Origin of the sequence: Aegicerativicinus sediminis (assembly GCF_015476115.1) — a bacterium.
Lineage (GTDB): Bacteria > Bacteroidota > Bacteroidia > Flavobacteriales > Flavobacteriaceae > Aegicerativicinus > Aegicerativicinus sediminis.
The window spans coordinates 2897341-2910922 of sequence record NZ_CP064295.1 but is presented as its reverse complement, the minus strand read 5'-3'; the positions used below and the strand labels follow the sequence as shown (position 1 = coordinate 2910922).

The 13582-nt window shown below is 35.1% G+C and carries 12 protein-coding genes; 8 read left to right on the top strand and 4 right to left on the bottom strand.

The genetic code is table 11. The annotated features are described in order from the left end of the window. Nucleotides 1-6 precede the first annotated feature (6 nt). From ISU00_RS12575 to ISU00_RS12540, 8 genes are all read left to right on the top strand, one after another. The gene (locus ISU00_RS12575; protein WP_228851017.1) at nt 7-1302 is read left to right on the top strand and encodes an adenylosuccinate synthase; all 1296 of its coding nucleotides are present in this window, start codon (nt 7-9) and stop codon (nt 1300-1302) included. 77 nt (nt 1303-1379) lie between these two features. Beyond that, on the top strand, nt 1380-3200 hold the full coding sequence (locus tag ISU00_RS12570) for an OstA-like protein (protein WP_228851016.1): 1821 nt from the start codon (nt 1380-1382) through the stop codon (nt 3198-3200). Then, nucleotides 3197-4381: an aspartate aminotransferase family protein gene (locus tag ISU00_RS12565; RefSeq protein WP_228851015.1), complete on the top strand. Its 1185-nt coding sequence runs from the start codon at nt 3197-3199 to the stop codon at nt 4379-4381. Before ISU00_RS12570 ends, ISU00_RS12565 begins: the two co-directional genes overlap by 4 nt. A 162-nt stretch (nt 4382-4543) precedes the next feature. After that, nucleotides 4544-5950, top strand: coding sequence for a tetratricopeptide repeat protein (locus ISU00_RS12560; RefSeq protein WP_228851014.1), 1407 nt, complete (start codon nt 4544-4546; stop codon nt 5948-5950). Between the two features lie 45 nt (nt 5951-5995). Further along, nucleotides 5996-6916, top strand: a complete 921-nt coding sequence (locus ISU00_RS12555) for a DUF368 domain-containing protein (protein ID WP_228851013.1) — start codon at nt 5996-5998, stop codon at nt 6914-6916. A gap of 8 nt (nt 6917-6924) precedes the next feature. Continuing rightward, nucleotides 6925-7935 carry a DUF368 domain-containing protein gene (locus ISU00_RS12550; protein WP_228851012.1) on the top strand — a complete coding sequence of 337 codons (1011 nt, stop codon included), beginning with the start codon at nt 6925-6927 and terminating at the stop codon, nt 7933-7935. After that, on the top strand, nt 7935-8672 hold the full coding sequence (locus tag ISU00_RS12545; protein WP_228851011.1) for a shikimate dehydrogenase family protein: 738 nt from the start codon (nt 7935-7937) through the stop codon (nt 8670-8672). The genes ISU00_RS12550 and ISU00_RS12545 overlap by 1 nt, the downstream gene beginning before the upstream one ends. 77 nt (nt 8673-8749) lie before the next feature. After that, nucleotides 8750-10969 (top strand): DUF349 domain-containing protein, encoded by a 2220-nt coding sequence (locus ISU00_RS12540; RefSeq protein WP_228851010.1) that lies wholly within the window; start codon nt 8750-8752, stop codon nt 10967-10969. A gap of 269 nt (nt 10970-11238) precedes the next feature. On the opposite strand, the gene mazG is transcribed toward ISU00_RS12540, so the two are convergent. The 4 genes from mazG to ruvX all read right to left on the bottom strand — a co-directional run bounded on the left by mazG (nt 11239) and on the right by ruvX (nt 13577). Next, on the bottom strand, nt 11239-12012 hold the full coding sequence (gene mazG, locus ISU00_RS12535; protein WP_228851009.1) for a nucleoside triphosphate pyrophosphohydrolase: 774 nt from the start codon (nt 12010-12012) through the stop codon (nt 11239-11241). Nucleotides 12013-12022: 10 nt separating this feature from the next. Next, a complete protein-coding gene (locus ISU00_RS12530; protein ID WP_228851008.1) occupies nt 12023-12472 on the bottom strand; it encodes a DUF5606 family protein in 450 nt (149 codons plus the stop codon). Between the two features lie 21 nt (nt 12473-12493). Further along, entirely contained in the window at nt 12494-13084 is a 591-nt protein-coding gene (def, locus tag ISU00_RS12525; protein ID WP_228851007.1) for a peptide deformylase, read from the bottom strand. Nucleotides 13085-13163: 79 nt separating this feature from the next. Then, on the bottom strand, nt 13164-13577 hold the full coding sequence (ruvX, locus tag ISU00_RS12520; RefSeq protein WP_228851006.1) for a Holliday junction resolvase RuvX: 414 nt from the start codon (nt 13575-13577) through the stop codon (nt 13164-13166). Nucleotides 13578-13582 lie beyond the last annotated feature (5 nt).

The following is a 13582-nucleotide window of genomic DNA, read 5'->3' as shown; positions in this document are numbered from 1 at the left end:
ATTAAAATGGCAGTAGACTTACTACTCGGATTACAATGGGGAGATGAAGGCAAAGGAAAAATTGTTGATGTTCTCACTTCAAAATATGATATAATTGCTCGTTTTCAAGGTGGACCAAACGCTGGCCACACGTTAGTTTTTAACGGCAAGAAACATGTTCTACATACTATTCCATCAGGTATTTTTCATGAAAAGGCCATTAACCTAGTTGGTAATGGTGTTGTTATCGATCCGGTGATTTTTAAAAAGGAATTGTTGGGTCTTGAACAACATGAAATCGACTATAGAAAATCTCTTTTTATTTCTAGGAAGGCTCATATTATTCTACCTACCCATCGGTTACTCGACGCGGCAAGTGAAGCTGCAAAGGGAAAGGCCAAGATTGGTTCAACCTTAAAAGGTATTGGACCGACCTACATGGACAAAACAGGAAGAAATGGGATACGTGTCGGTGATTTGGAAATGCCCGATTGGAAGGAAAAATATCGATCATTGGCAGATAAACATGAAGCCATGATAGATTTTTACAACGTAGATCTTTCATACGATTTGAAACAATTGGAAGCTGAATTTTTTGAAGCAGTTGAGCTTTTAAAGACGTTAAAAATTATAGATTCAGAAGAATTTTTATTTAATGCCCAAAAAGAAGGTAAGAGTATCTTGGCAGAAGGTGCACAAGGCTCTTTGTTAGACATAGATTTCGGCACTTATCCATATGTAACTTCTTCCAATACTACTGCCGCCGGTGCATGTACTGGTCTAGGGGTGGCTCCAAACCAAATTGGAGATGTCATTGGTATTTTTAAGGCCTATACAACCCGTGTAGGTTCAGGCCCCTTCCCAACAGAATTATTTGATGAAATTGGTGAAACCATGGGGCGTGTCGGTCATGAATTTGGCGCAACCACGGGTAGACCAAGAAGATGTGGGTGGCTTGATTTAGTCGCACTTCGCTATGCCTGTCTTATTAATGGTGTTACACAATTGACGATGATGAAAGCGGACGTATTATCTGGTTTTGAAACCATAAAAGTATGTACGTCTTATTATTATCGTGGCGAAGAAATTACCCACTTTCCATATAGTCTAGATGAAGAATATGTTACGCCGATTTATAAAGAACTAAAGGGATGGAAGGAAGATATCACAACGATTACGAAGTCTGATGAACTTCCTACTGAACTCATAAATTACATTGAATATTTGGAGAAGGAACTTCAAATTCCAATTAGTATTGTCTCTGTTGGACCCGATAGGGTTCAAACCATTAACCGTAAAAACTCCGCCTTGAGTTTAGGGTAAACCTAAAACTTGCGTTAAAAAGGACCGAACGGATAACAAAGTTGGGTTTAAAGAGTTAATTTCAAAAAAACAATATCTTGAGGCTAACTTTAAGGCATTATCTTTCACTGATAACCATTATTCTAGTAGGTTACTTTGGGTATAGCCAACAGCAAACAAAAAAAATCCGCGTTGAATATGCCGGTTTCACCTTAAGGGATAGTCTTACAGGGGAAAATGTTACCACCTTTGTTAGAGACAATAGTCAACAAATACATGTAATCCATGAGGGTATCGACATGTTTTGTGATAAGGCCATTTATTACCAACAGGAAGATTTTATTGAAGCCTTTGGCAATGTTAGAATGAATCAAGGCGATACGATTTCAATGTCGGCGGCTTATTCAGAATACAGTGGCAAAACCCAATTAGCTTTTGCCAGCGGTGACGTTATACTGACCGAACCTCAATCAAGACTCACCACGGACACTTTGTATTTTGATAGGATAAAGCAACAGGCTTATTATAAATCCTTTGGGACGGTGGTAAGGGACACATCTGGTACAATAACCAGTCAAGTGGGTAGATATTACATGAATAACAAAAAATATCAATTTGTAAATAAGGTTAAATTGGTGAACCCGGATTATACAATTGATAGCGACAGGTTAGATTTTTATACGGAAAGTGGACATGCCTATCTTTATGGCCCAACCTGGATTAGAGGAGAACAAAGTACAATTTACTGTGAACGAGGTTTCTATGACACCAAATTAGACAATGGTTACTTTGTTAAGAAATCAAAGATCAATTATGAAAATCGTGAGGTAGAGGGGGACAGTATGTTTTTCGACAGAAATAGAAATTTTGCGTCCGCTACAAACAATATAAAGGTAACTGACACAATAAATAATAGCGTCATTCGAGGGCACTATGCAGAGGTTTATAGAGATAAAGATTCTGTTTTTATAACTAAAAAAGCATTAGCAATTACCGTTCAAGAACGAGACTCACTTTATATACATAGCGATACTATGATGGTAACAGGCCCACCTGAACACCGTATTACAAGGGCATATTATAACGCCAAAATATTTAAAAGCGATTTAAGCGGCAAAGCCGACTCTATACATGCAGACCAAAAAACCGGATTAACACAATTAATAAATCTTGAAAGATTTGCTTCTACGGATAAATTTTCAGGTAAACGCTATCCTGTTATTTGGAATATGAAAAACCAAATGACTGGTGATTCAATTCATCTTATTTCTAATGTGGAAACTGAACAAATGGATTCATTAAAAGTATTCAATAATGCTTTTTTAATTAGTGAGGATACTTTGGGAGCAGGATATAACCAAACGAAAGGTCAGCGTCTTATTGGGTTGTTCAGGGAAAATAAATTATATCAAGTTGATATAATAAAAAATGCCGAAGTAATCTATTATGTTCGTAATGATGCTCAAGAACTTGTTGGAATCAACAAATTAAAGTCAGGTAATATTTTGCTTACAATTGCAGATAATACGGTTGAAGAAATTCGACCTTACAACCAACCAGAAGGGACATTATATCCACAATCAGACTTTCCTGAAAATGCCCGTCTTTTTAGAGGCTTTAATTGGCGCGAAGAGGAACGACCAAAGAGCATTGAAGACTTATTTTCAGAGGATCCTCCTCTGGAATTACCGAAAATTGGAGGCCTAGATGAATATATTCCGCAGGAAGAATTCTTTGACGAGGAGATGATGGAACGTATCAATGCTACGGAAGAAAACAAAGAAACAGAAGAGAAAAAAACAGGCAGAAATCTACCTAAGGAAGTTTTGGAGGCAAAACGACAAAAGGATAGTGTAACTAGGACCGTCCCAAAAACCAGAAAACTGCCCCTAAGCAAACCTAAAAAAGATCAGCAATGAGTTTGGAGAGGTTCTTGAAATTTCAGGCCCAGACTTCAACTCATCCTTTCGTAGTGGAAGTAGACAGAGCTGAGGGGTCATTTATTTATGACAAAAATGGAAAACCTTACCTCGATTTTATTGCAGGGGTTTCTGCATGTCCACTTGGACATAATAATCCCAAAGTTGTAAGTGCCATCAAGGAGCAGCTTGATAAGTATTTACATGTAATGGTTTATGGTGAATTTGTACAAGATGCGCCAGTTGCTCTTGCTGAATTAATGGCTGAACATATGCCTCAGCCACTACAGACTACCTATTTTACAAATTCTGGAACGGAAGCGATTGAAGGCGCTATAAAACTCTCTAAACGATATACTGGTAGAGCTGAAATAATATCAGCAATAAATGCCTATCATGGTAATACCATGGGCTCTATGAGTGTTATGGGTTATGAAAATCGTAAGCGAGCCTTCAGACCTCTGATACCTGGAATTAATTTTATTGAGTTTAATAATGAAAAAGATATTGATAAAATTACCAAATCAACAGCTTCAGTAATTTTAGAAACAATACAGGGAGGAGCTGGCTTCGTGGAACCAAAAAATAATTATCTCTTAAAAGTTAAAAAGCGATGTGAGGAAGTTGGCGCGCTGTTAATTTTAGATGAAATACAACCCGGTATTGGTCGAACAGGAAAATTATTTGGCTTTCAAAATTATGGAGTTGTACCAGATATTGTGGTAACAGGAAAAGGTTTGGGAGGCGGTATGCCAATTGGGGCTTTTACCTCATCGAAGAAAATGATGGATTGCCTTATGGATAATCCAAAATTAGGTCATATCACAACATTTGGCGGCCATCCAGTTATTTCCGCTGCCGCACTTGCCACATTAAAAGAAATTACTTCTTCAGATTTAATCCCTCTAACGCTGGAAAAAGAAAAGTTTGTAAGGAATTATTTAAAACATCCACTTATCAATGAAATTCGAGGAAAGGGTTTAATGTTAGCAGCAATGCTTCCAAATTCTGAATTGGCTTCTGAAGTCATTCTTGAGTGCAAAAATAGGGGTCTGTTATTATTTTGGTTGCTTTTTGAAGGAAAGGCACTGCGAATAACACCACCTCTAACAATAAGCATTGAGGAATTAAAAAAAGGTTGTGACATAATAATTGATGTTTTAAACAACCTTAAGCAATAGTAAAAAAGAGCGAACCAATCCTTCTGAATCATAGAGTTTTACAAGGTTTTTTCAAAAAATATATTTTATTATGTTAATTAATTTGTTAAAAACATTCGTTAAGATTTCGTTAAAGCGCTAAATAGAAAAGTAAATTTAAGTACCTAAAATCATATACTGCTTATGGAGTTTAGTCACAGAGACGACCACAACAACCTTTCCTTAACGCGATTTGAATCGATGCTCAAAACCAACAACGTCCTCTTCTTCGATTCAAATGAATTTGAAAACATCATCCAGCACTATCTTGAAAACGGAAAAATTGCATTAGCAAAAAAAGCCATCAAAATGGGCTTACAGCAGCATCCGTCTTCAACCAATTTAAGGTTGTACAAAACAGAGATCTGCATTCTAGAAAATGATCTAGAGAAAGCGGAAGAAATACTGGATGAGTTGTATGAGCTGGAACCGTCCAACGAAGAGATTTACATCCAAAAGGCCAGTATTTTATCTAAAAAAGACCAACATCAACAAGCAATTAATGCATTGATGATTGCCTTAGAATTCACAGAGGATCAGGATGATGACGCAGATCTTTTTTCCCTTATTGGTATGGAATACCTATTCTTGGAAAAATATGCTGACGCACTGAGTTATTTTGAAAAATGCTTGGAAATCGACATGCATGACTATTCTGCCTTGTATAATATCATTTTTTGTTTCGATTACTTAAATAAGAACAAGGAAGCTATAAATTTCCTGAACAATTATCTGGATGAAAATCCATATTGTGAAGTGGCCTGGCATCAACTTGGATTACAATTTACCTCTTTAAAAGAATGGAAAAAAGCTTTGGCCGCTTTTGATTTTGCCATAATTTCAGATGACACCTTTGTTGGAGCCTATCTTGAAAAAGGTAAGGTTTTAGAAAAATTGAAGTGCTATAATGAAGCTATTGAGTTTTATGAAATGACTCTTACTTTAGACGAACCAACCTCTTTTGCTTTATTGCGAATTGGCCATTGTCACGAAAAAATGGGTAACCTAGATTTAGCAGTAGACTTTTATTATAAAACTGTTCACGAGGATCCGTTACTCGACAAAGGGTGGATTGCTATTACAAAATTTTATAATCGGTCAAAAAACTACCAGAAAGCCCTTTATTATATAAATAAAGCAATTAATATAGATTGTGAAAATGTGGCATATTGGAAATTATATGCCGTTATTAACCACCGTCTAAACTTTTTAGAAGAAGCTGAAGTTGGTTATAAAAAATCTCTTGATTATGGCAATTACGAACTTGAAACTTGGATTTCTAGGGCGGACATTCTCACCAATTTAGGAGAATATGAAGCTTCAATAATAAATCTGATGCAAGCCGCCGAATTTTACCCAGAAAATGCAGAGATAGAATACCGATTAGCAGGTCTAAATTTCATGGTCCAACAAAATGAGAAAGGTATTTTTCATCTAAAAAATGGGGTATTAATCAACCAAGAATATCAATTCATCATTAAAGAATTATTTCCATCGATAACAGAATTACAAGCTGTTAAAAACATAATAGCGGTTACCGAAAAATCTTAGCATTAAAATTACCTACCTTTACTTTCTTTTTTTGAAATTAAATTAATGCAAAGACGGTTAATTGATTATGTTGTTATTATTTTAAAAGGATTGGCTATGGGAGCCGCAGATGCGGTTCCTGGAGTGTCTGGAGGCACAATAGCTCTTATCGCTGGAATCTACGAGGAGCTAATAACTACAATCAGCAATGTAAATCTTTCCCTTTTAAAAACCCTTTTAAATGAAGGGTTTAAATCATTCTGGATTAAGCTAAATGGCAATTTTTTATTGGCTCTATTAACTGGTATAGTCATAAGTTTTGTTTCCTTCATGAGATTGGCAAAATACCTAATTGAACATGAACCCATTTTAATATGGTCATTCTTCTTTGGTTTGGTTGTGGCAAGTATTTATTTTGTGGCTAAACAAATTAAAAAGTGGACATTGGCTGTTATTTTGGGGTTCATTGTTGGGGCCTTCATAGCATTTTATATCTCAACTTTACCAAGCCTTTCAGAAAATAATAACCCTTCATTCTTAATATTCGCAGGTGCATTGGCAATTTGCGCTATGATTCTTCCGGGAATTTCTGGTGCATTTATACTGGTTATCATAGGCGCTTATAAATCTCTTACAGATGCAGTACACGATTTTGATTTCAAACGGATTGCCCTATTTGTTATAGGTGCGATAGTTGGCTTATTAAGTTTTAGCAGGGTATTAAAATGGTTATTCAAACGTTACCATAACATTACCCTTGCCGTATTAACCGGGTTTATAGCGGGTTCTTTAAATAAGATATGGCCTTGGAAAAAGGTCCTAACATGGAGGATTGATTCCGACGGAATGCAAGTTCCTGTTTTAGAGAAAAGTATTTCCCCCTATGCTTATGAGGGTGATCCTAATATCCTCTGGGCGGTATTGTTAATGCTATTTGGATTTTTAACTATTTTCATTCTTGAAAAGATTGGTAATAAATACCAATAGATCCACAAATGGAAAGAACTCGTACAACTGCAGATAAATTATTACTCTTCTTGAAGGGATTGGCAATGGGAGCTGCTAACAAGGTTCCTGGTGTTTCTGGTGGTGTAGTAGCTTTTGTTGCTGGGTTCTATGAGGAGTTCATTTACTCCTTACAAAAAATTAATCGCAAAGCATTATTGCTTTTATTAAATGGACGGTTCAAAAGTCTTTACAACTACTTAAATGGCAAATTCTTATTCATTTTATTGTTAGGGATGGTATTCAGCTATTTCAGTATATCAAAAGTGTTGGATTTTCTTTTGGAAAGATATGAACTATATGTTTGGAGCTTATTTTTTGGGATGATAATCGGTTCTATTTACTATATCTATAGAGATTTTAACCAATGGGATTATCGCACATTAACAGCCTTAATTTCAGGATGCGTTGTGGGTGTTGCAATCAGTTTCTTAGACCCTGCTAAAGAAAATGACAATTTATGGTTCGTTTTATTTTGCGGAATGATAAGTGTTTCAGGAATGACCTTACCTGGCTTTTCTGGATCCTTTATACTGATATTACTTGGTAATTATGTTTTGCTCCTTGTTGATTCAGTAAATGCCTTATACGATACAATGGCAGATATACTCCGTTGGGATTTTAGTTTTACAAACGATACCGAACGGGTAAGAATGTTGAAGGTTTTAGCTGTTTTTACATTTGGCTCAATTATAGGTCTGGTAACCTTATCCCACATACTGAGTTATATACTTAAACATTATAAAAACTTCACCATTGCAACGATTATTGGATTTATAATTGGCTCATTAGGAGTCGTTTGGCCTTGGAAGTATACATTCTATCGCCTGAATGCGGATGGAACACCCCTACTAGATTCTTCTGGGCAAAAAATCATTGAAAATTACGACCGTTACATCCCAACTTGGTCTTCCGAAACAATGATCGCAATTTTTTATATTGCTATTGGTATTTTCATTATTCTTGCCCTTGCATGGTATGGCGATAGAATTAAGAGATAATGGCTGAATTTGGTTTATTAGGAAAAAACATTTCTTACTCCTTCTCGAGAGGATATTTCAATACAAAATTTGAAAAAGAAGGATTAGATCATCATTATGTGAATTTCGATATAGAAACTGTTGAGAGCTTCAAAACTATTTTAGATAACAATCTCGATGTCCAAGGCTTCAATGTTACAATACCCTATAAACAAAGTATTATTCCTTTTTTGGATGATTTAGATAAAAAGGCAAAAGATATTGGTGCAGTAAATGTTATCAAACGTTTTCCCTCTGGATTTTTAAAGGGATATAATACTGATTATTACGGATTTAAAAAATCTTTAGAGCCTCATCTAAAACCAATTCACACTAATGCCTTAATTCTGGGAACTGGCGGAGCCTCCAAGGCAGTTGCCTTTGCCTTAAAAGAACTAAAAATAGATTATGATTATGTTTCTAGGACAAATCGACCTGGCGTAAAATTTCTTTATTCAGACTTAACAGATCAAATCATTTCATCTTATAGCATTATAATTAATTGCACGCCTATAGGCACTTATCCAAATGTTAATGATTGCCCTGATATTCCGTTTGAAGGTATAGGTGAAAATCATATTCTTTACGACCTAATCTATAACCCTCCTGCCACAAAATTCCTCATTGTTGGAGAACTTAAAGGAGCCACAACCTTAAATGGACAACAAATGTTAGAACTACAAGCTGAAAAGGCTTGGAAAATTTGGACAAAAGGCTGAGGTCGACTAAATCAACTTTCTTTTTTTATTCAAGTCATGTCCGTATATTTATGTTTTGAACCAATTTTCATTGTAAAATGACGGAGAAAGATAACCTGCTGAATGCAGACGGACCATCGAACATACAAAAGACGAGTGAAGAAAGCTTAAATGAAGCCTCAAATGCTGTTGAGCAAAATGAAGAAGATTCTATCGTAAGTAATAATTCAGACGAACTTATTGAAGAGTCAAAAGCTGATCAGTCAAATGATTCTTTAGAACAACTTAATGAGATAAAATTAGACTCTCAAGAGGAAGATGATGATTCATCTGACATCACTGAAATAGAAGAGGGAATAACAGAAAATGAAGTTGAAGCTTCATCAGGAGATGATCCTACAGCCGATAAAGAATCAAATACTGTTTCCACTGAAACTGATGGAAATGCTGAGGAAGAAAAAGTCTTAGAAAAAGACAATATTGAAATATCATCCTCAACGGCTGCTGAAAAAGGAAAAAAGGAAGAGAAACACGTTGAAGAAATAGAGGATTCAAATGCTGAAGATGCAGAGGATGAAGATAATGTTGAACGTCATACCATTCAATCCAAGGATTATCACTCTATGGATTTGGATGCGTTAGCGAACGAATTTGAAAAACTCCTAAAAAGCTCAAAAATTCAGACCATTAAATCTCATGTTGATGAAATACGTTCTGAATTCAAATCCAAATTTGATGCGCTTTTAGACGAAAAGAAAGAGGAATTCCTCAATGAAGGAGGACATGAAATAGATTTTTATTTTTCTTCCCCTGTTAAAAAACGCTTTAATAGCCTTTATAAAACTTACAAAGAAGGATTATCAACTTATTATAAAAATCGCGAGGCTAATTTAAAGGCCAACTTAGACCAGCGCTTAGAGATTATTGAGGAAATTAAAAGCCTTATAAATGTTGAAGAGGACATTAATACCACTTACAAACATTTTAAGGAATTACAAGAGCGCTGGAGAAATTCAGGCCCCATACCCCGTGAGAAATACAATAATACTTGGAATAATTACCATCATCATGTAGAAAATTTCTATGACTTCCTCCACCTCAATAGAGATTTACGGGATATGGATTTTAAACATAATCTCGAGCAAAAACTCAAAATTATTGAGCGTGCCGAAGAATTAGCGGTAGATGATAATGTAAATAGGGCTTTCCGCGAATTGCAGATTCTCCACAAAATGTGGAAAGAAGATCTTGGCCCGGTTGGTAAAGAACATAGGGAGGAAATTTGGGAGCGTTTCAGCAATGCAACAAAAGCGATTCATGACAAAAGACAAGCTTATTATGCTGACCTAGACAAGGCTTATGAAGCCAACCTAGAGCGTAAAGAAGTTATCATTGATAAGATTAAAGCCGTCGTTGACGAAGGAAACGATTCGCACCAAAATTGGCAAAAGAAAATTAAGCAAATAGAGAAACTACGTCAAGATTTCTTTGATGCTGGAAAAGTGCCAAAGAAAGTAACTGATGCTACATGGACAAAGTTCAAAAATGCCGTAAGATCGTTTAATAGAAGTAAAAATGCATTTTATAAAAATTTAAAAAAGGATCAATACGACAATCTTAAAAAGAAACAAGATTTAATTAAGATTGCAGAGGATAATAAGGATAGTGATGATTTTTCAACTGTCACTCCTTTAATGAAAAAGATTCAGAACGATTGGAAGAAAATCGGGCACGTACCCAGAAAGGAAAGTGATAAGATTTGGAAACAATTTAAAAAGGCCTGTAACCATTATTTCGATCGTTTTCACGAACAAAAGCGTCAGGATAATAAAGAATTATATGATGCTTTTGATAAAAAAGTGAAAATCTTAGATAGCTTAAAAGATTTGAAATTAGAGGGCAAGCCTAAACAAGATCAGGAAACCATCAAAGAATTGATTGAGCAATGGAAGGATTTGGGCCAGGTTCCACATCACAAAAGGTATATTGAGGGGAAATTTAATAAGGCGATTGATGATTTATTCAACAAGTTGAAGATGGATAAAGAGGAGATCGAAATGATTAAATACGAAAATAAACTTGAGTCTCTTCAGAAACCAGATACTACAGATTTGCTTGACAATGAACATAATTTTATTCGTAAAAAAATTGACGAGGTAAGGTCTGAAATTAATCAATTGGAAAACAACATGCAGTTCTTTTCTAATGTTGATGATAATAACCCACTCTTAAAAGAAGTAATTAAGAATATAGATAAACACAAGAGCGAATTACATATGTGGGAGGAAAAATTACGTAAACTGAAAGATATGTATTAAAACGTTTAGGTAATTTTAAAAATTTATAATTACACCTGTTGCTTCTGACTTTTACAAAGCAGATTTTAAAAAAACGACTTCTTTACAATAATAAAATCCTGTCTGAAACAGACAGGATTTTACCCCTAACTAAACTAAATTTTAAATCCTAATTACATCCGCTTAAATATATAATTAAGATTACCTACTTATGATTATGAAACTTTACTAAGTTTCTATATACATATACGGGTAGAAATGTAAGTTTGGATTTTTGAAATGGAAAAAAATTATATTTTTTTTGCTTCTTCCCAGAAAACATCCATTTCCTTCAAAGACATGTCTTTAAGTGAACGACCAATCTCATTGGCCTTACCTTCTAAATAATTAAATCGCCTAATAAACTTTTTATTCGTACGTTCCAGCGCATTTTCTGGATTTACATTTAAAAAGCGGGCGTAATTTATTAAGGAAAAAAATACATCGCCCAATTCATTTTCTATGGTTTCGGTTGTACCATTTTCTGTTTCGGATTTTAACTCGGCTAGTTCCTCCTCTACTTTCAACCAGACTTGATTTGGTTCTTCCCAATCAAAACCAACGCCTGCAACCTTATCTTGAATGCGGTTCGCTTTTACCATTGCTGGTAAACTTTTTGGCACTCCTTGAAGTACAGATTTTTTACCTTCCTTTAATTTTATCTGTTCCCAATTTTGTTTAACGTCATCAGCATTCGCGACTTCAACATCTCCATAAATGTGAGGATGACGTGTAATTAATTTTTCGCAAATACTATTAGTTACATCGGCAATATCGAAAGCCTTTTGTTCAGCACCTATTTTTGAATAAAAAACTATATGCAATAGAAGGTCACCAAGTTCCTTTTTGATTTCCTCTAAATCATTTTCCAAAATGGAATCCCCAAGTTCATAAACTTCTTCAATTGTGAGGTGTCGCAAGGTTTCCATGGTCTGCTCTTTGTCCCAAGGGCATTTCTCACGGAGATCGTCCATAATTGTTAGGAGACGATCAAATGCTTTCAACTTTGCTTCTCTGGAGTTCATGGGCTAGACTTTACTCCTCCTCATCTGTGCTTGAAGGTTTAGAAGCAACTTTTTCAGTTTCTTCTTTTTCTTGAATATCCTGCAAAAGGTCATGATCATGAAGTAAATTATACCATTGTATAACTTTCTTTATGTCACTCACATAAACCCGATCTTCATCATAATCAGGTAGGATTTCAAAAAAATACTCTTCCAATTCTATAGTGGAATCTTTATGGCTCACGGTAGTTTTTTTACCATCTTCCTTTTCAAATATTTTTTTAAAAACTTCCTTTAATGGCACTTCCTCCGTTAAGGTGTAAATGGCAATTTCACTTAGGACACTTATGTTATTATGGATGTTAACACCCATTCTTTTCTTGTCTAACAAAGACTCAGCAACAATACCTGTCCTTGTTCTAGTCAACATTTTATATAAACCTGGCTTTCCAGAAATAGCCAAAATTGTATCAAGACTCATAATCTCATTGTTTATTATATCTTATCTTTTCTTACTCAATAGGGGAAATTTCATTTTGTAATCAACATCAACCTTCCCCTTAGAAATGTTATTTAATTTTCCTTTAATTAACCGTTTTTTGAAAGAAGACAATTTATCCGTAAATAACTTTCCTTCGATATGATCGTATTCGTGCTGTATTATTCTAGCAGCGATACCTTCAAATTCTTTAGTTTGTTCATTGAATTTCTCGTCTAGATATTTAATCAAAATTTTTGGTTGACGAAATACATCTTCTCGCACATCTGGAATACTTAAACAACCCTCATTAAAAACCCATTCCTCGCCTTCTTCATCGAGAATTTCAGCATTAATGAAAACTTGTTTAAAATTCTTTAAAAAATTCTGCTCCTCTATAGACAATTCTGGGTCATCAGAAAATGCCTCTGCATCAATGATAAACAGTCTAATTGGAATTCCGATTTGTGGTGCAGCCAAACCAACCCCACTTGCAGCATACATCGTTTCGAACATATCAGAAATAAGCTGGGGTAATTCTGGATAATCTTTTGAAATATCTTGGCACATTTTCCTGAGAACAGGATCTCCGTAGGCCACGATGGGATAAATCATAGTCTTAATTTTTCAATGGCAAAAGTACAATTCTTTTCCGCTTAATTCTGAATTGAAAACCACAAAAATTGAGTATCAATTAAGGCTTGCTGAATAGATAGTTTTGCAGTATTAACGTGGCACTAATTTCATCTAGCAACGATTTATTTTGACGTTTTTTCTTTTTAACCCCTCCCTCAATCATAGACTGCATGGCCAATTTTGAAGTAAAGCGCTCGTCAATCCTATCTATGGGTAAGTTGGGAAATGCACTTTTTAATTTTTGTAAAAACTCTTGAATGTAAATTTCGCTTTGAGAGGCGGTATTATCCATTTGTTTAGGTTCGCCCACAACAATTAAATCTACTTTTTCTTCATTAAGGTAATTCTTCAAAAACGACAAGAGGTCGGCGGTTTCGATAGTCGCCAATCCAGATGCAATTATCTGAAGTTCATCGGTAACCGCAATCCCAGTGCGTTTTTGTCCAAAATCTAAGGCTAAAATTCTTCCCATACAAT